Here is a 17,588-nt window from a genome sequence, read left to right as displayed (position 1 = left end):
AAGACCTGTCACGGCCGCGGTCGCAGAGGGTGGGCAGGGCGCAACGGCGCCCCGCCCGAAATCGCATAGGGTTTAGAACGGGATCTCGTCATCGAGATCACGGCTGCCGCCACCACCGCTGCCGCCACCGCTGCCGCCACCGCTGCCGCCACCGCTGCCGCCGCCCGAGGAGGACGGGCCGCTGTCATAGCCGCCGCCGTAGTCATTGCCGCCACCACCGTAGCCGCCACCGCCGCCACCACCGTAGCCGCCGCCACCACCACCGCCGCCGGACCCGGCGCCACCGGGACCGTCGAGCATGGTCAGCGTGCCGCCAAAGCCCTGCAGCACCACTTCGGTGCTATAGCGGTCCGCGCCGGATTGGTCTTGCCATTTGCGGGTTTGCAACTGGCCTTCGATATACACTTTGGAGCCCTTCTTGAGGTACTGCTCGGCGATGCGAACGAGCCCCTCTTGGAAGATCGCCACCGAATGCCATTCGGTCTTCTCGCGGCGCTCACCGGTGTTGCGGTCTTTCCATGTTTCCGAGGTGGCGATGCGCAGGTTGCACACTTTGCCGCCGTTCTGGAACGACCGCACCTCGGGGTCGCGCCCGAGGTTGCCGATAAGGATCACTTTGTTCACTGAGCCGGCCATCTTGCCCCCTCGTTTGTCATTGCTGTGTCATTGCGTCGGGCGCGAATCCGAGCGCGCCCAATTCGGCCGTTTATATCGCGGTTGTCCGCCGGATGACACCGGCTTTCCCACCTCGCCGCCCATCAAGGCACGCCGCGTGGCGGGCCGGTTTCCGGGGGCTGGTAGGCCGCGCGGTTTTGGGTATACTGCGCGCAATGCAACGGCAGGGGGCAGAGATGCGAAAGACGGGACGTTTGGCCGGTCTGGCCGCGGTAGGTTTGGCGGCAGCCGGGATGATCGCGATGGGGGCAGCGCCGGCGGCTGCCGATATGTTTGCCAGCAAAAACCGCGCGGGTTTGTTTTCTTCACAGAAAAGCATCCTCGATAACCGCGCATCCAAGCAATATTCCGCCTCCGTTCGGCTGCAACCGCCCAAGGTTGTCACCCCGACGAAATGGGATGCGCCGAAATACAACGGTTCCTACAAAGGGGCCTTTTTGACCCATGCCCGCGCGGCGGCGACCCGGCATGGTATCCCGGTTGATCTGTTTCTGCGGCTGGTTCAGCAGGAAAGCGGCTGGAACCCCAAGGCGCTGTCGCACAAGGGGGCGATGGGATTGGCTCAACTGATGCCCCAGACCGCGCAGGCGCTGCGCGTCGACCCGACCGATCCGGTGCAGAACCTTGAAGGCGGCGCGCGCTACCTCAAAATACAGTACCGCGCTTTCGGCAGTTGGGAGCTGGCGCTGGCGGCTTATAACGCGGGGCCGGGGGCGGTTAAGAAATACGGGGGCGTCCCCCCCTATAAAGAAACGCGGAATTACGTTAAAGTGATCACTGGCAGCTAAGCCATTGATATCTATAGGTCTGTATGGCGCGGTGGGCGTTTGTCCGCCTATTTTCACGTGCCTATGCCCCCTTGGCCCGGCGCCCTAGGGAACCGCTGGGGCGATCGTGGGGTTCTTTGATCAGAAACTTTGCAGCGGGAAATTCTCGCCTCAGAGATAAAAGATCAAAGGAGAACGACATGCTGACGAATATGAAAAATATCGCCCTTGCCGCCGGTGTAAGCGTTATTGCGCTGAGCAGCTCTGCTTTTGCCCAAGATAAGATCATGGTCTCGAAAATCGACGTTGAATCCTCTGTCAGCGCGGCTGCAGAGAGCAACGCCATGGACTTCTATCCTGATCTGGAAGAAGACCTGCGCGCCGAAGTGGCAGAGCGTGTGCCGATGAGCAGCGATGGTGCCGATCCGCAGATCAAGATCGATATCCGCAAGATCTCTCTCAACGGCGCAACCATGTTGCCCGACAGTAAAGAATTCAACGAGTTGGAAGGCGTTGTTGATATCACAAGCCCCACCGGTGACAACGCTGGTCTGAGCTTCCCGGTGAAGATCTCGGCCTATAGCGGCGAAGACATCGCACCCGAAGGCTATGTCAACGTGCCGCCGTCTGAGACTGAATTCTACGTTGCGCTCGTGTCGACCTTTGCCGATGTTGTGGCCGAAGGTCTGGCCAATGTGAACACAGCCGGTTCGTCCGTCGACCCCTAAATCCGGATCACGATTACCTCAGGCCGTTCCCCCCTTAAACCGCCTGAGGGAGCAGGCGCGGCTCTTCGGAGCCGCGCCTTTTTCATTCTGCTGCCGTGCCCACTTCGATCACCGGCTCCATCTCGGCGAATTGCTGGGCTGAGAGGTGGCATTTAATCTGATGCCCGTCCGCCATGGTGACCATCGGCGGGACCTCCCGTTCGCAGAGGTCCCCCGGCACCTGTGATTTCCAGCGACAGCGCGTCTGGAAAGGGCAGCCCGGCGGCGGGTTCATGGCCGAGGGCACGTCGCCTTCGAGGACGATGTGTTTCTTCTTTACCTTGGTGTCGGCAATCGGCACGGCACTCAGCAGCGCCTCGGTATAGGGGTGATAGGGGGGCGAGAAGACCTGATCGGTGTCGCCCAATTCGACCACATGGCCCAGATACATCACCATCACCCGGTCGCTGAGATAGCGCACGATGGAAAGGTCGTGACTGATGAACAAGAGCGTCGTCTTCTGCTCGCGCTGGATCTCCATCAGCAGGTCGGTCACCGCCGCTTGTACGCTTACATCCAGCGCCGAGACGGGCTCATCCGCCACCACGATCCGCGCGTCACCCGCAAAGGCGCGGGCAATGCCGACCCGCTGCTTTTGCCCACCGGACAGTTGCCGCGGCATGCGGGTTGCGAATTCACGCGGCAGTTTGACCAGATCGAGCAGTTCCAGCATGCGCTGCTTGCGCTCTTTCTCATTCTTGCCGATGCGGAAAATTTCCAACGCGCGGATGATCTGCCGCCCGACGGTCATGGAAGGGTTCAGCGTGTCGAAGGGGTTTTGAAAGACCATCTGAACATCGGCGACGTTCTTGGTCGTGCGGTCGTCGATGGGCACCCCGCCAATATCCTTGCCATCAAGGTAGATGTGCCCCTCGGTCGCCGTCTCTAGCCCCATGAGGACCTTGGCGAAGGTGGATTTGCCGCAGCCCGATTCCCCGACAATGGCGAGGGTTTCGCTCTCATGGGCCTCGAAACTCAAGGATTCGTTGGCTTTGACCACCTTGGTATTGCCGCCGCCGAACATGGCATTTGCCGCGACCTGATAGTATTTCTTGAGCCTGTCCATCTTGAGGACGACCTCGCCAACCTCGCCCTTTTCCTTGACCTCGGCCAGTTCCAGTGGCGCTTGCCAGTCGATTTCTTGAAAGCGAATACAGCGGGTTTCGTGCCGGTCGTTGCCGGGTACGCTTTCCATCGGGATCGGCGCGGCATCGCAGCGGCCCGCCATGAAATAATCGCAGCGGGGGCCGAAGTTACAGCCGGGCGGGCGTTCATGGGGCAGGGGGAAGTTGCCGGGGATAGCCACAAGAGGCCGCGCGTTCTTGTCGGCGCCGGGCAGTGGGATCGAACGGAACAGCGCCTGCGTATAGGGGTGCTGCATCTCGTCGAAGACATCGTGGATGGAGCCTTTCTCGACCGCTTCGCCGGAATACATCACGCAGATGCGGTCGCAGGTTTCCAGCACCAGCCCGAGGTTGTGAGAGATGAACAGCATCGAGGTGCCGTATTTCTTGCCCAAGTCTTTCACCAGATCCACCACCGCCGCTTCGACGGTCACATCAAGCGCGGTCGTCGGCTCATCAAGGATCAGAAGCGAGGGTTCTGACATCAGCGCCATGGCAATCACGATGCGCTGCTGCTGCCCGCCCGAGAGTTGGTGCGGGTAGGCTTTCAAAATGCGTTCTGGATCGGGAAGTTTCACATCCGTGACCACCTGAAGCGCCCGCGCATAGGCTTCTTTCTCGGACATGCCCGCGTGGATCATCGGCACTTCCATCAGCTGTTTGCCGATCCGCATGGCGGGGTTGAGGCTGGCCATCGGCTCTTGATAGATCATCGCGATCTCGCTGCCGCGAATGTCGCGTAGCTCTTCGGGGCTCATCTCGCTGAGGTCGCGGCCCTTGAACTTGATGGAGCCGCCGACGATCCGGCCATTGCGGCCCAGATCCTGCATCACGCCCAGCGCCACGGTCGACTTGCCGCAGCCGCTTTCGCCCACCAGCCCCACAGCTTCGCCCGGTTGGACGCTGACAGAGAAATCCATCACGGCGGGGATCTCGCGCAGGCGGGTGAAGAACGAGATCGACAGGTTGTTGATCTCAAGAATGGGGCCGTCGTAATCAGTCTTTGGCATTTGTCTCTCCCAGTCGGGGGGATCAAAAGGGTCCGGGAGGGGGCGCCCCCCGGAGGATGTTTCTTAGTCGCGCAAGGATTCTTCGCGCAGGCCGTCGGCCAGCAGGTTCAGGCCCAGAACGAGGCTCAGAAGTGCAAGCGCGGGCGCGATGGCCGCGTGCGGATAGAGCGACAGCAGGCGGCGGCCTGCGTTGATCGTGCTGCCCCAATCCGGGCTCTCGCTTTCCAGCCCAAGGCCGAAGAACCCCAAAGTGCCGAGAAGGATCGTGGTATAGCCGATGCGCAGGCAGAAATCGACGATCAGCGGGCCACGGGCGTTGGGCAGAATTTCCCACAGCATGATGTACCACGGGCCTTCGCCACGGGTCTGGGCGGCGGCGACATAGTCGCGCGTTTTGATGTCCAGCGCGAGGCCGCGCACGATGCGGAACACCGTGGGCGAGTTCACGAAGACGACCGAGACAAAGACCACCAGCACACCGGCGTCGATATCAAAGAGGTCGATCATGCTCGGCAGGCCAGGGATGCGGTAGGTGTCCGTCGCCACGATCGCACCGTCGGTAGAGACCAGCGACAGGTACAGCCAGCCGACAATACCGAGCACCACGATCAACAGCGGCGTGCGGAAGGACGGCTGCGTGTAATAGCGTGAGTTCAGCAGGACCGCGAGGAAGATCAGCGGGAAGATAAACAGGAACACGGCCATGTAGTTCGGGATGCCGGTCAGCACGATCTCGGGCGTGACCAACAGGTAGAACAGCAAGATCACCGGGAAGGCGAGGATCAGGTTTGCCAAAAAGCTGAGGATCGTATCCAGCCGACCGCCGTAGTAGCCCGCAGGCAGGCCCAGCGTGATCCCGACCATAAAGGCAAAGAGCGTCGCCAGCGGCGCGATCTGCACCACGACCCAAGAGCCCTTGATCAGCCGAGAGAAGACATCGCGGGCAAGGTTGTCACCGCCCAACAGGAACCACGGGTATTCGCCCTCATCGGGGCTGCGCAGCGGGGTGCCGGGCAGCTTGTTCTTCATGCCCGAAGTTTGGCTAAGGCTGTCGTGCGTCACCAACAGGTCGAACAACCCGCCAAAGACTCCGGTGAATACCCAGAACATGACGATGGCAAAGCCGATCATCCCCACGGTGCTGTCGAATAGCTTGCCGTAGAGGCCAAGGCGGCGTTTGAAGTGGATGGAGACGGCGAAGGTCAGGATCAGCGCGATCCAGACCGGCAGCATCTGCTGCGACATGCCGCCGAAGATGCCTGCCTGCGGCCCCATGAAGGCACCGGCGACGATATAGATCAGCACCACAAGGATCAGCAGCGCAAACAGCAGGATCACCGCACGGTTCAGTCCGCCCGCCACACCGCCGCGTCGGGCAACGGTGCCGTCGGGGTTGATCTCTTGTGCCTCACTGGCAGGCAGGAAGGAAACGACAATCTGCGCCGCGACAGCCAAGGCCAGCATCACGCAAAGGCCGAGGAAGATGATGTTGAGCCCCGCAAGAGACCCGGTCCATGTCAGTTGTTCCATGTCCATGCTCCCTTATGAAATGCGAATGCGCGGGTTGAGGAAGACGTAGCCGATATCAGAGATCAACTGCGTCACAAGCACGACGATGACCGACACGACCGAAACGGCGAGCAGCAGTTCGATGTCGTTGTTCGCAGCCGCTTGGACGAGGAGCCAGCCGAAGCCCTTGTAGTTGAACAGCGTCTCCACAATCACCACACCGTTCAGCAGCCATGGGATTTGCAGCATGATCACCGTGAAGGGCGCGATCAGCGCGTTGCGCAGGGCGTGTTTCAGCACGATCTCAGAGAATTTCACCCCCTTGAGCCGCGCTGTGCGGATATACTGCGCGGTCATCACCTCGGTCATCGACGCCCGCGTCATCCGGGCGATATAGCCCATGCCGTAGAGCGAGATGGTCAGCACCGGCAGGAAGAAGTTCCAGAAGTTGGCGTCTTTCATGGCAGACGTGGCGGAGCCAAGAAATAGGGTTTTACTGTCGATCCAGCCCCATTCCGCCAGAAGCGGCGAGAGGCCAAAGCGCGAGGAGGCCAGCACCGCGATGAAGATCACGCCCGAGACATATTCAGGCGTCGCCGTGGTGGCGATGGAGAAGGTCGAGAGCGAGCGGTCAAGCTTGGAGCCTTCGCGCATGCCCGCCAGCACACCGACGATCAGCGCCGAGGGGACCATCAGCATCAGCACCCAGAACATCAACTTGCCGGTGAGTGCGAGGCGCGTCAGGACGGTTTCGCCCACGGGTTCTTTGAAGACGGTCGAAAACCCCCAATCGCCTTGCAGGATGCCGCAGCGAGTTGGACGCGCCTCTACCGGGGTGCCGGGGGCGAAACAGCGGCCAAAGGTCTCTTCGGGCGTGTCGCCTTCTGTGACCCATCCGGGCAACACGCCCAGCCATTCGCCGAACTTGTCGACGGTGGGTTGCAGATAGCCGCGGCTTTCAAGGTAGCTGGCCACGGCCTCGTCGGACATGCGGAAGTTGCCTTGGGTCTTGGCGAGCTTTTCGAGGTTCGGATAGAGATTGGTCAGCCAGAATACGATGAACGTCAGGCAGAGCGCCGTCAGCAACATCACACCCAGCCGGCGCAAAATGAATAGTCCCATGTGGTCCCCTGTGGCAGGGTCGGGCGGTGACTTGGCCCGACGATGCGGCCTTTGTGGCCTTTTTGATTTGTGCGGCGCCATCACAGCGCCGGTTCTGTTCGCGGCAGACGTTGCTGCCTGTGCGCACTGTGATGCCTAAGACCCATTGGCGGTCTTTCCCAGCGTCACGCGCTTGGTCGTTGATCTGACTGTTTTCAGAGCAGTTCAGCCATCAGGCACAGAAATTGGTCGCGCGTCAACATTCGGCTGAGCCGTTTGAGGGAGTTTTTGCGACATTTTGAGGGTCTGAAAGCGACATTTCGGGCGCGGATCAGCGCAGCTTGCTGGGGGGGAGGCCGCTGTGCTGCTGCATGAAACGGGTGAAATAGGCAGCGGAGCCAAAGCCCAGAGAGGCTGCGATTTCGGCGGCGGTTTGATCGGTTTCGGCCAACAGACGCCGGGCGGCGTGGCAACTGCGTTCGGTCAAGAGATCGGCGGCGGATTTGCCGGTGGCCGCCTTGACGGCGCGGGTCAGATGGGTCGGCGTGACGCCCAGTTCCGCTGCGTGATCGGCCATGCTGCCACCCTTGGGCGCGCGCTGGGCGATCAGGGCGCAGAACCGCGCGCTGAGCCTGTCGCCGGCCTTGGGCCGGGGGGCGGCATGTTCGTCTGACATGATCTGACGGCGGAGCCATACCGATATCAGCGCAACCTGAGCCTTAAGCGCGTCTTGTTGCAGGGGGCGGCCTTGCTGAACCTCCCGCTGGGTCTGTTCGATCAGGGCCGCAATTTCGGATTGGGCTACACCGTCGCGGATGCGCAACTGGCGCGGCATTTCGGGCAAACGCACATCGCGGTCTTCCGGGATCAGCACCGCATGGCCCAGACATTGATAGCCCAGCTCCAGAGCAAAGAGCGACCGCGCCGGTATCCAGAGCGCGTTATGGGGGCTAATGCCCCGGCGTTGCCCATCCAGCAGCAACCGACCCTGGCCCCGGGTGATCCAGATCAGCAGATGGTGGTCGCGCTCATGGGCGAGGGTCAGCCGCCAATCTTGCCCCGCCGAAAGCTGGGCCAAGGTGTGGGTTTGTATCTGCGTTTGGGGCACGCGGCGCTTTCGTCGAGAAATGGCAACCCTGTCGGGACAATCTACAACGTCAGGCTATCGGATGGTTGGAATAACGCAAGAAACTGTGTGCGCCCTGCGGTTATTGCGGCGTCACCCGATGCCAATCTGCCATTTTGCTACGCATCCAAGTGCGCTGCCGTTTGGCGAAGCGGCGGGTGGCAACCACGGCGGCTTCGCGGGCGCGGTGCAGGGGCCAATCGCCGTCAATGTGGCGGATCAGTTCCGGCACGCCGATGGCGCGATGGGCGGGCAGCGTGGGGTCATATCGCGGACGGAGGGCGGCGACCTCTTCCAAGGCGCCTTGCTCTAACATCAGGTCAAAGCGTTGGGCGATGCGGGCGTTCAGCCAATCCCGCTCAACATCGAAAACGATCGGCAGGCAGTCCGCGAGCGGCAAAAGCGGCGCGCCGGTATCGCGTTGCCAGTCCGACAGGCCGCGCCCGGTGGCCTGCCACACTTCCCAAGCGCGCTGCACCCGCGCGCGGTTGCGTTGGTCAATGCCCGCCGCGGTCTCAGCATCAAGCTGCGCCAGCAGGTCTTCGAGCGCCATGTCATCGCCTTGGGCGCGGACCTCTGGCGGGGTTTCCGGAATTTTGGCCAACCCCTGCGTCAGAGCCGCGAAATAAAGCCCGGTGCCGCCGGTGATGATCACCCGCTGATCGCCGCCCAGCAGCGGGGCCACCTCGCGCAGCCAATGGCCGGTGGAATAGGACGCATCTTCGGCCAGATGACCATAGAGCAGATGCGGCGCGCGGGCCTCTTCTTCGGCTGAGGGCCGGGCGCTGATGATGCGCAGGGGCGCATAGACCTGACTGGCATCGGCGTTCACGATCACGCCGCCCTGCGCCTCTGCGATGGCGAGTGCCAGGGCAGATTTGCCGCTGGCGGTTGGCCCGGCGATCAGCACAGGCCGCTCGGGCGGCAGGTCTTGCAACAGAGCATCAAACTGGGCCTTGGGAATATCCGGCATTTCTTTGCGTCTTCCTTACGTCCCGCATTGAACCTTGGACGTATTTGCGACATTTTGGCGCGAAATGAAAACCCTTCACCGCCGTATGGCTCAAATCTCCCCCGGTTGGTGAAATAATAAGGTGTGCCCGATGTCCCAAGACACCCCCCAAGTCTCCTTTAACCGCGTGATGCTGAAGATTTCCGGGGAGGCGCTGATGGGTGACCTCGGCTATGGCCTGCATCCACCAACCGTCGAACGCATCGCCCGCGAAGTGCAAACGGTGCATTCGCTTGGCGTCGAGATCTGCATGGTCATCGGCGGCGGCAATATCTTTCGCGGGCTGCAAGGCTCTGCGCAGGGGATGGAGCGGACCACGGCGGATTATATGGGCATGCTTGCCACGGTCATGAACGCGCTGGCGATGCAATCGGCGCTCGAAGGTCTGGGCATTCACACGCGGGTGATCAGCGCCATCACGATGAACGAAGTGGCCGAGCCCTATATCCGTCGCCGCGCCGTGCGCCACCTTGAGAAGAAGCGCGTTTGCATCTTTGCCGCAGGCACCGGCAACCCCTATTTCACCACAGACACCGCTGCGACCCTGCGCGCTAATGAGATGTCTTGCGAGGCCATCTTTAAGGGCACCAAGGTCGATGGGGTTTACGACAAAGACCCGGCGAAATTCGATGATGCAAAACGCTATGACACGGTAAGCTATGACGACGTGCTGCAAAAGCGGCTTGGCGTTATGGATGCCTCTGCCATCGCATTGGCACGCGACAACAACCTGCCGATTATCGTCTTCTCGCTGGATGAGCCGGGCGGGTTCAAGGGCATTCTGGCCGGGCAGGGCACCTATACCCGCGTCGGCTAAACGCGAAATGCACCGCAGGTGATCGTCCTACGGCTGGACGATCCGCTTAAGGCCGCCGCGGCTCTCTTGGGGTCGCGGTTGGCGTATGGTGGCGAAGTAATGGGCAGTTGTGAAAGCGCCGCGCCACCGTTAGAAAGCCGTAACGCAAGGAAACAACAAGCAGGCCTCGCCATGTCAGACGAATTTATGCTCGATACCGATGATCTTGAACGGCGGATGAACGGCGCAATTGCGTCGCTTCGGACCGAGTTCGCATCGCTGCGCACAGGGCGTGGCTCGGCCTCTATGCTGGAGCCGGTGATGGTTGAGGCTTATGGCCAAATGACCCCTGTGAACCAAGTCGGCACCGTCAACGTGCCAGAGCCGCGCATGGTGACGATCAACGTGTGGGATAAAGGTCTGGTCGGCAAGGTTGAAAAGGCCATTCGCGAAAGCGGTCTGGGCATCAACCCGCAGCTGAACGGCACCATCATCATGCTGCCGATCCCCGAGCTGAACGAAGAGCGCCGCACCCAGCTGACCAAGGTTGCTGGCCAGTATGCTGAGCACGCCCGCGTTTCGATCCGCAACATCCGCCGCGACGGGATGGACCAGATCAAGAAAGCCAAAAACGACGGCGCGATGTCCGAAGATGACCAGAAGATTTGGGAAGGCGAAGTGCAGGACCTGACCAACCGCTTCATCACCCTCATCGATGACCAGCTTGAGACGAAACAGGCCGAAATCATGCAAGTCTGACCCGGCCCAAGGGCAGGGACACAGCACTTGAAAGAAAAGGCCGAGACATGAGCACCGCCGAAATTCAACCTAAGATTGCTCCCGGTGGGCCGCGACATGTGGCGATCATCATGGACGGCAATGGCCGCTGGGCCACCCAACGCGGGCGGCCCCGGCTGTTTGGTCACCACGCCGGTGCCAAACGGGTGCGCGAAATTGTTGAGGCCTGCCCCGATGTGGGGGTGGAATACCTGACGATTTTTGCCTTCTCGACAGAGAATTGGAAGCGCACGCAGGTCGAGGTGGCGGGGCTTATGTCGCTGTTTCGGCGCTATATCTCCAAGGAAATGCGCAGCCTTAGCGAATATGGCGCGCGGGTTCGGTTCATCGGGGATCGCGACAGGCTGGATGACAAGCTGATCAAACTGATGGGCGAGCTTGAGGCCCATACCGTGCAAAACACCCGCATCAACCTCACGATTGCGCTGAACTATGGTGGCCGCGATGAGGTCGCCCGCGCCACGCATCGTTTGGCCCAAGATGTCGCCAGCGGCAAACTTGACCCCGATAGCGTGGACGAAGAGACCCTGCCGCGCTACCTCGATACCCATGTGCTGCCCGACCCCGATCTGGTGATCCGCACCAGCGGCGAGGCGCGGATTTCGAACTTTCTGCTGTGGCAGTCGGCCTATGCGGAATATGAGTTCATCGACACGCTGTGGCCGGATTTCACCCGCGAGGAATTCGCCCGGCTCTGCGCCGCCTATGGCGGGCGTGACAGGCGGTTCGGTGCGGTCAAGACCTGAGGAGACGTGCGATGAAATCACCTGAACAATGGTCCGACCTGCGGGCGCGGATGCTGTCGGCCAGCGCCATGATCCTGATTGGCCTGCTGGGCATCTGGCTGGGCGGTGTGGTGTTTCATCTGCTGGTGGCATTGATTTGCGGCATGATGGTCTGGGAATTGGTCGGCATGTTGCGCGGGCCTGGGAAGGCGGAATCTTGGCAGCTTGGGCTGGTGACGGGCGTGGCGGTGTTGGCTTCGGTCTATCTGCCGGTGGGCCTTGGGCTGCCGTTGTTGCTGGCGCCAGCGCTTCTGGGGTTCGCGCTTTTGAGCGCCAACCGCACGCTTTACATGAGTTTTACCGCGCTGATCCTGCTGGCGGGCTTTGGTCTGATCCAATTGCGCGATGATATGGGTTTTGGCTGGTTGATGTGGCTGGTGTTGGTGGTCGTGGTCACCGATGTGGTGGGCTATTTCGCCGGTCGCGCCATTGGCGGGCCGAAGTTCTGGCCCAAAGTCAGCCCCAAGAAAACATGGTCCGGCACCGCATCGGGCTGGGTCGGGGCGGCGGTTGTCGGGCTGATCTTTTCCTTCAACACCGGCTTTGGTCTGCAGCTCGTCGGCATCTCGGTCGCGCTGTCGATGGCTTCGCAGATGGGCGATATGGCGGAATCGGGGATGAAACGTAAGATGGGCGTCAAAGACAGCTCGGCGCTGATCCCCGGCCATGGCGGTCTGCTGGACCGCTTTGACGGGATGCTGGGCGCTGCGGTGTTCTTGCTGATCGTCGGGCCGCTGATCGGCTTCCCGCCGGGCGTGAACTGATCCGCTATGCCGCGCAAGATTTCGATACTGGGGGCGACCGGGTCCATCGGTCAAAACACGATTGACCTGATCCGCCGCGCGCCTGACGGCTATGATGTCGTGGCGCTGACCGGGGCGGGCAATATCGCGCAACTGGCGGCGGATGCGAAAGCGCTGAACGCCGAGGTCGCGGTCACCGCGCGCGAAGACCTGCTGGAGGATCTACGCGACGCGCTTAGCGGCAGCGGGATTGAGGCGGCGGCAGGGTCTGACGCGATCGCCGAGGCGGCATCGCGTCCGGCAGATTGGACGATGTCGGCGATCATCGGTGCTGCGGGGCTGGCACCGGGGCTGGCCGCCCTGCGCCAAGGCGGCACGCTGGCATTGGCCAATAAGGAATCGCTGGTCTGCGCCGGGGCGCTGATCATGGGCGAAGCCGAGCGCAATGGCGCCACGATCCTGCCGGTCGACAGCGAACATTCCGCCGTTTTCCAAGCGCTCGTGGGCGAGGATATGACTGCCGTTGAGCGCGTCATCATCACTGCCAGCGGCGGCGCGTTTCGCGATTGGCCGCTAAAAGACCTCGCCAATGCGACGCTCGACCAAGCTTCAAACCATCCGAACTGGGACATGGGTCAGCGGATCACCATCGACTCGGCCTCGATGTTCAATAAGGCGATGGAAGTCATTGAAACGCGGGAATTTTTCGGCGTCTCGCCTGAGGCTATCGAAGTGCTGGTGCATCCGCAGTCGATGATCCATGCGTTGGTGGGGTTCTGCGATGGTGGGCTGATGGCCCATGTCGGACCGCCTGACATGCGTCACGCGATTGGCTATGCGCTGCACCACCCGCAGCGGGCACCTTTGCCGGTGGAGCGGCTGGATCTCACCAAGATCGGACGGTTCGATTTTACCGCCCCTGACGACGCCCGCTGGCCTGCGCTGCGCCTCGCGCGGGAGGTTATGGCGGCGGGGGGGCTCATGGGCGCAGTCTTTAATGCGGCCAAAGAGGTTGCGCTGGATGGCTTCATCGCCGGGCAGTTGCGCTTTACCCAAATGGCCGAAATCGTCGAAGAGGTATTGGACGCGCGCGCCGCTGACGCATCGCTGGGCCGGGGCAGCGACGAAATGACACTTGATCTGGTGGCCGAGGTCGATCATCTCGCCCGTAAGGCCGCGACAGCCGCAATTCATAAAAGAGCAGGATAGCACGTTGGACATCATGGGATATTTGCCGGAGTTCGGCGGGCTGATTTGGACGATATTGGCCTTTGTCGTGGCGCTGTCGGTGATCGTGGCGATCCACGAATACGGCCATTACATCGTTGGCCGTTGGACCGGGATCAAGGCGGATGTCTTCAGTCTGGGCTTCGGCCCGGTGCTGTTTTCGCGCATCGACAAGCGCGGCACGCGCTGGCAGTTCGCGCTGCTGCCCTTTGGCGGCTATGTGAAATTCGCGGGCGATTCCAATGCGGCCTCCGGCAAGGACGAAACCGCGATGGAGGCGCTGGCCGAAGACCCCGAAGCGCTGCGCCACACGATGCACGGCGCGCCGCTTTATGCCCGCGCGCTGACCGTGGCGGCGGGGCCGGTGTTCAACTTTGCCCTGTCGATCCTCATCTTTTTCGCCGTGGCGATGACCGCTGGCACCGCCCGCGATCCGCTCACCGTGGGAGAGCTGCGGGCGCTTCCCAACGCTGCCTATGAGTTGCAGCCGGGCGACATTCTGCGCGCGGTCGAAGGCGCGCCGGTGCCCTCGCTTGCTGCCGGTGGGGGCTATAGCGATTTCCTGACGAATTTGCCCCAAGAAGCGGTCTTGAGCTATGACATCACCCGCGATGGGGCCGACCTGACCGTGCCCGGCCCCTATCTGATGCCGCCGCTGGTCAGCAATGTCGCGCCTCAATCGGCAGCGCAAGAGGCCGGTTTGCGCAGCGGGGATGTGATCACCGCCGTCAACGGGCAAGAGATCGTGGCCTTTGGTGAGTTGAAAGAGGTGGTTGAGGCTTCCGAAGGGGCGCCGCAGGAGTTGACCGTCTGGCGCGATGGCGAGACCCTGCCTTTCACCCTCGTTCCCAAAGCCACGGATGAGCCGCAGCCCGATGGCAGTTTCAAGCAAAATCTGCGCATCGGCATCGTCGGCGGCATGGCCTTCGTGCCCGCAACCGATACGCCCGGCGTGGGGGAGGCGCTGAGCTCGGGCCTAGACAACACTTGGCGCATCATCACCGGGTCCATCTCGGGCCTGCGCGAGATGATCGTCGGTAATATCAGCACCTGCAACCTGAGCGGCCCGGTGGGCATCGCCCAGACCTCGGGCGCGATGGCGAGCCAAGGGGCGCAGTCCTTCATCTATTTCATCGCGGTGCTGAGCACGGCGGTCGGTCTGCTGAACCTCTTCCCAATCCCGGCCTTGGACGGCGGGCATCTGGTGTTTTACGCCTATGAGGCCGTGACCGGCAAACCGCCCAGCGATGGCGCGCTGCGGATTTTGATGACCATGGGCATCGCCTTGGTGCTGACCTTGATGCTCTTTGCGCTTGGGAACGACTTGTTCTGCCCATAGGGCCGGGCGGCGCCCCTGACAGTGAAAGACATCCTGCGCCTTGCCCTTACGGGCAGGGCGTAATGCCTTGAAATGGTCATAATTGAACAAAATCGTGCCGCAATCCTTGGCTATGGTCATCTTTCATCTAGAAGGAACCCATGATGCACGTTTTACAAGGATCATACCGCGGCCTCAGCCTGCTTTTGGACCTTAACTGGGACCGTGCGTTCTTTGCCGCGGCCATTGCAGCGGCGCTCTCTGCCGGGGCCTTTGTCGCCTCTCTCTGAATGCTTGCGAGTGCGTGATAGAGTGCCTTATCGGGTGCTTCTGCACGATCATGGCTCATGATGTCATTCTGGCCCAACTTGCCGCATGATATGGTATATTTTCTCGGCCGTTGCTTTTGACAAACCCCGTTAACCTGCGTAGTCAGGTTGACAACAATGTCGTAAAAAAACGGGTCGGTGTAATGGGACTGAGGAACGAGGGCAGAATGCCCGTCGAGTGGGCGCAGCGCAGCAATGTTGGCAAGACCCTTCGGGGGGCATCGCTTTGTGTCATGTTGTCCGTGGCCTGGCTCGTGCCGGGCAGCCAAGCGCAGGCGCAGCAATATCAGTTCAACACGGTCGTCATCGACGGCAACGAGCGGATCGGCGACAGCGCGATTCTGCGCCGGGCCGGTATCGGGCGCGGGCAGGCGGTGTCGGGCGGTCAGTTGAACGACGCCTATCAGAACCTGCAAAACTCGGGCCTGTTCGAATCCGTCGCTCTTGAGCCGCAGGGCAACACGCTGGTCATCACGGTGGTGGAACTGCCGACGCTGAACCGCGTCAGCTTTGAGGGCAACCGCCGCATCAAAGATGAGATGCTGGCCGAACTTATCGGCTCGACCGAGCGTCGGGTGTTCAACCCCAGCCAAGCCGAGCAAGACGCCGCCGCCATCGCCGAGGCCTATAGCAACGAAGGCCGTCTGTCGGCCCGCGTGCAGCCCCGCATCATCCGCCGCGATCAAAACCGCGTCGATCTGGTGTTCGAAATTTTCGAAGGCGACAACGTCGAGATCGAGCGTCTGAGCTTTGTCGGCAACCGGGTCTATTCCGACCGGCGTCTGCGCCGCGTGCTGGACACCAAACAGGCGGGTCTGTTCCGCCGTTTGGTCAAACGTGACACCTATGTCGAAGGCCGGGTTGAGGCCGATAAGCAGATGCTGCGAGATTTCTACCTCTCGCGCGGCTATGTCGACATGCGTACCGAGGCGGTCAACGCCGAGCTGACCGAAGAACGCGATGGCGTCTTCGTGGCCTATAACATCACCGAGGGGCAGCAGTTCCGTTTCGGCAACGTGTCGGTCGAGTCCGAAGTGCCGGGTCTGAACGCCGCCGTGTACCGTGACCTGCTCAAAATCCGCCCCGGCGTGATCTACTCGCCCACTCTGATCGAGAATGACATCGCCCGGATCGAGCGCCAAGCGATCCGCGATGGTGTCGATTTCCTGCGGGTCGAGCCGGTGATTGACCGCAACGACCGTGATCTGTCGCTCAACGTGACCTACAAGCTGTCCCGTGGCGAGCGTATCTTTGTTGAGCGGATCGACATCGAAGGCAACACCACGACGCTTGACCGCGTAATCCGCCGCGAGTTTGACAGCGTCGAGGGTGACCCGTTCAACCCGCGCGAAATTCGCCAAGCGGCAGAACGTATCCGCGCGCTGCAGTATTTCGAGACGGCAGAGGTCAACGCCCGCCAAGGCTCCAGCCCCGAGCAGGTTGTGATTGACGTCGATGTGGAAGAGAAGCCCACAGGTTCGCTGAACTTCGGCGGCTCCTTCTCGAACAACGACGGTTTCGGGGTGGCGGTCAGCTTTCAGGAGGACAACTTCCTCGGGCGCGGCCAGCGGCTGAACCTGTCGATCTCCACCGCCGAAGATGCCACGCGCTATGGCGTGACCTTTGTCGAGCCGCGCTTTTTGGGGCGTGACGTGGCGCTTGGTCTCAAGCTTGATTATGCGGAAACCAATTCGTCTTACACCAGCTATGACACCGAACGTCTGGTGTTCCAGCCCAGCCTGACTTTCCCGGTCAGCGAGAATGGCCGTCTGTCGACGCGCTATACCCTCGAAGGGATCGAGATGCTGGAGCGTGATGATGAGGATAACAGCGCCACCATCGCGAATGAAATCGCGGAAGGCGCGTTGTTCTCTTCCTCCCTCGGCTACACCTACACCTATGACACCCGCCGCACCGGGCTGGACCCGACACAGGGCATTCTGTTTGAGTTCGGTCAGGACTTTGCCGGGCTTGGTGGGGATAACGAGTTTATCAAGACGACAGCCAAGATCGCGGGCGAAAAGCGCATCTTCAACGAGGAAGTGACCCTTCGCGCCACGCTTGAAGGCGGTGCGCTGGCATGGAACGGCGGCACCAACCGCGCTGTTGACCGCTTCATCCTTGGCCCGTCGATCATGCGCGGCTTTGAGCCGGGCGGCATCGGTCCGCGCGATCAGAGCAACGGTGTGGATGACGCGCTTGGCGGCAACCTCTTTGCCGTGGCCCGTTTCGAGGCGGAGTTCCCGCTGGGGCTGCCCGAGGAATATGGCATCTCTGGTGGTGTCTTCTATGACGTGGGCAACCTGTGGGATCTGAGCGATGTTGACACCACGGGCGGCACCATCGTCGGCGAAGGCGGTTCTTTCCGTCATGTGATCGGCTTCTCGGTCTTCTGGGACACGCCACTTGGCCCGCTTCAGTTCAACGTCTCCGACGCGCTGAAGAAAGAGAGCTTTGACAAAGAGCAAAGCTTTGAGGTCACGCTGCGGACGACGTTCTAA

The 17,588-nt window shown here is 61.4% G+C and carries 16 protein-coding genes; 10 read left to right on the top strand and 6 right to left on the bottom strand.

Annotated features, from left to right (window positions below):
• Positions 1–72: 72 nt before the first annotated feature.
• Positions 73–636, bottom strand: coding sequence for a single-stranded DNA-binding protein (ssb, locus tag K3762_RS10915; protein WP_260009469.1), 564 nt, complete (start codon positions 634–636; stop codon positions 73–75).
• 281 nt (positions 637–917) lie between these two features.
• On the opposite strand from ssb, the gene K3762_RS10910 reads away from it, so the two are divergent.
• Together K3762_RS10910 and K3762_RS10905 are read left to right on the top strand one after the other, a co-directional pair.
• A complete protein-coding gene (locus K3762_RS10910) occupies positions 918–1,463 on the top strand; it encodes a lytic transglycosylase domain-containing protein (protein ID WP_120352218.1) in 546 nt (181 codons plus the stop codon).
• A gap of 179 nt (positions 1,464–1,642) precedes the next feature.
• Positions 1,643–2,170, top strand: a complete 528-nt coding sequence (locus K3762_RS10905) for a hypothetical protein (protein ID WP_120351220.1) — start codon at positions 1,643–1,645, stop codon at positions 2,168–2,170.
• Positions 2,171–2,252: 82 nt separating this feature from the next.
• Here K3762_RS10905 and K3762_RS10900 read toward each other — a convergent pair whose 3' ends face one another.
• The 5 genes from K3762_RS10900 to miaA all read right to left on the bottom strand — a co-directional run bounded on the left by K3762_RS10900 (position 2,253) and on the right by miaA (position 9,052).
• Positions 2,253–4,343, bottom strand: coding sequence for an ABC transporter ATP-binding protein (locus K3762_RS10900; RefSeq protein WP_132443279.1), 2,091 nt, complete (start codon positions 4,341–4,343; stop codon positions 2,253–2,255).
• Positions 4,344–4,406: 63 nt separating this feature from the next.
• Positions 4,407–5,873: an ABC transporter permease gene (locus K3762_RS10895; RefSeq protein ID WP_165935517.1), complete on the bottom strand. Its 1,467-nt coding sequence runs from the start codon at positions 5,871–5,873 to the stop codon at positions 4,407–4,409.
• Between the two features lie 12 nt (positions 5,874–5,885).
• Entirely contained in the window at positions 5,886–6,974 is a 1,089-nt protein-coding gene (locus tag K3762_RS10890) for an ABC transporter permease (protein ID WP_067628867.1), read from the bottom strand.
• A 310-nt stretch (positions 6,975–7,284) separates the two neighbouring features.
• Positions 7,285–8,061: an AraC family transcriptional regulator gene (locus K3762_RS10885; RefSeq protein WP_120351217.1), complete on the bottom strand. Its 777-nt coding sequence runs from the start codon at positions 8,059–8,061 to the stop codon at positions 7,285–7,287.
• Positions 8,062–8,161: 100 nt separating this feature from the next.
• Entirely contained in the window at positions 8,162–9,052 is an 891-nt protein-coding gene (gene miaA, locus K3762_RS10880) for a tRNA (adenosine(37)-N6)-dimethylallyltransferase MiaA (RefSeq protein ID WP_132443280.1), read from the bottom strand.
• Positions 9,053–9,182: 130 nt separating this feature from the next.
• On the opposite strand from miaA, the gene pyrH reads away from it, so the two are divergent.
• From pyrH to bamA, 8 genes are all read left to right on the top strand, one after another.
• Positions 9,183–9,908, top strand: coding sequence for a UMP kinase (gene pyrH / locus K3762_RS10875; RefSeq protein WP_120351215.1), 726 nt, complete (start codon positions 9,183–9,185; stop codon positions 9,906–9,908).
• A gap of 171 nt (positions 9,909–10,079) precedes the next feature.
• Entirely contained in the window at positions 10,080–10,646 is a 567-nt protein-coding gene (gene frr / locus K3762_RS10870; protein WP_007120421.1) for a ribosome recycling factor, read from the top strand.
• 47 nt (positions 10,647–10,693) lie between these two features.
• Entirely contained in the window at positions 10,694–11,431 is a 738-nt protein-coding gene (gene uppS / locus K3762_RS10865; RefSeq protein WP_132443281.1) for a polyprenyl diphosphate synthase, read from the top strand.
• Between the two features lie 11 nt (positions 11,432–11,442).
• Complete coding sequence (locus K3762_RS10860; RefSeq protein ID WP_132443282.1) at positions 11,443–12,234, top strand: phosphatidate cytidylyltransferase; 792 nt, start codon at positions 11,443–11,445, stop codon at positions 12,232–12,234.
• A 6-nt stretch (positions 12,235–12,240) separates the two neighbouring features.
• The gene (gene dxr, locus K3762_RS10855; protein ID WP_132443283.1) at positions 12,241–13,422 is read left to right on the top strand and encodes a 1-deoxy-D-xylulose-5-phosphate reductoisomerase; all 1,182 of its coding nucleotides are present in this window, start codon (positions 12,241–12,243) and stop codon (positions 13,420–13,422) included.
• Between the two features lie 13 nt (positions 13,423–13,435).
• Positions 13,436–14,779: an RIP metalloprotease RseP gene (rseP, locus tag K3762_RS10850; RefSeq protein WP_386283956.1), complete on the top strand. Its 1,344-nt coding sequence runs from the start codon at positions 13,436–13,438 to the stop codon at positions 14,777–14,779.
• A gap of 143 nt (positions 14,780–14,922) precedes the next feature.
• Positions 14,923–15,048: a hypothetical protein gene (locus K3762_RS10845; RefSeq protein ID WP_260009468.1), complete on the top strand. Its 126-nt coding sequence runs from the start codon at positions 14,923–14,925 to the stop codon at positions 15,046–15,048.
• Positions 15,049–15,254: 206 nt separating this feature from the next.
• The gene (bamA, locus tag K3762_RS10840) at positions 15,255–17,588 is read left to right on the top strand and encodes an outer membrane protein assembly factor BamA (protein WP_120351210.1); all 2,334 of its coding nucleotides are present in this window, start codon (positions 15,255–15,257) and stop codon (positions 17,586–17,588) included.

It is taken from the genome of Sulfitobacter sp. W074 (assembly GCF_025142275.1).
In the GTDB taxonomy this organism is placed as follows: domain Bacteria; phylum Pseudomonadota; class Alphaproteobacteria; order Rhodobacterales; family Rhodobacteraceae; genus Sulfitobacter; species Sulfitobacter profundi.
Note: the sequence above shows the minus strand (reverse complement) of the source record. Positions and strands in the feature narration are given on the sequence as shown.

What these genes read in the sequence shown, in the direction of transcription:
- ssb (WP_260009469.1), bottom strand. Translation starts at nt 636, where the DNA reads ATGGCCGGCTCAGTGAACAAAGTGATCCTTATCGGCAACCTCGGGCGC.
- K3762_RS10910 (WP_120352218.1), top strand. Translation starts at nt 918, where the DNA reads ATGGGGGCAGCGCCGGCGGCTGCCGATATGTTTGCCAGCAAAAACCGC.
- K3762_RS10905 (WP_120351220.1), top strand. Translation starts at nt 1,643, where the DNA reads ATGCTGACGAATATGAAAAATATCGCCCTTGCCGCCGGTGTAAGCGTT.
- K3762_RS10900 (WP_132443279.1), bottom strand. Translation starts at nt 4,343, where the DNA reads ATGCCAAAGACTGATTACGACGGCCCCATTCTTGAGATCAACAACCTG.
- K3762_RS10895 (WP_165935517.1), bottom strand. Translation starts at nt 5,873, where the DNA reads ATGGAACAACTGACATGGACCGGGTCTCTTGCGGGGCTCAACATCATC.
- K3762_RS10890 (WP_067628867.1), bottom strand. Translation starts at nt 6,974, where the DNA reads ATGGGACTATTCATTTTGCGCCGGCTGGGTGTGATGTTGCTGACGGCG.
- miaA (WP_132443280.1), bottom strand. Translation starts at nt 9,052, where the DNA reads ATGCCGGATATTCCCAAGGCCCAGTTTGATGCTCTGTTGCAAGACCTG.
- pyrH (WP_120351215.1), top strand. Translation starts at nt 9,183, where the DNA reads ATGTCCCAAGACACCCCCCAAGTCTCCTTTAACCGCGTGATGCTGAAG.
- frr (WP_007120421.1), top strand. Translation starts at nt 10,080, where the DNA reads ATGTCAGACGAATTTATGCTCGATACCGATGATCTTGAACGGCGGATG.
- uppS (WP_132443281.1), top strand. Translation starts at nt 10,694, where the DNA reads ATGAGCACCGCCGAAATTCAACCTAAGATTGCTCCCGGTGGGCCGCGA.
- K3762_RS10860 (WP_132443282.1), top strand. Translation starts at nt 11,443, where the DNA reads ATGAAATCACCTGAACAATGGTCCGACCTGCGGGCGCGGATGCTGTCG.
- dxr (WP_132443283.1), top strand. Translation starts at nt 12,241, where the DNA reads ATGCCGCGCAAGATTTCGATACTGGGGGCGACCGGGTCCATCGGTCAA.
- rseP (WP_386283956.1), top strand. Translation starts at nt 13,436, where the DNA reads ATGGGATATTTGCCGGAGTTCGGCGGGCTGATTTGGACGATATTGGCC.
- K3762_RS10845 (WP_260009468.1), top strand. Translation starts at nt 14,923, where the DNA reads ATGCACGTTTTACAAGGATCATACCGCGGCCTCAGCCTGCTTTTGGAC.
- bamA (WP_120351210.1), top strand. Translation starts at nt 15,255, where the DNA reads ATGCCCGTCGAGTGGGCGCAGCGCAGCAATGTTGGCAAGACCCTTCGG.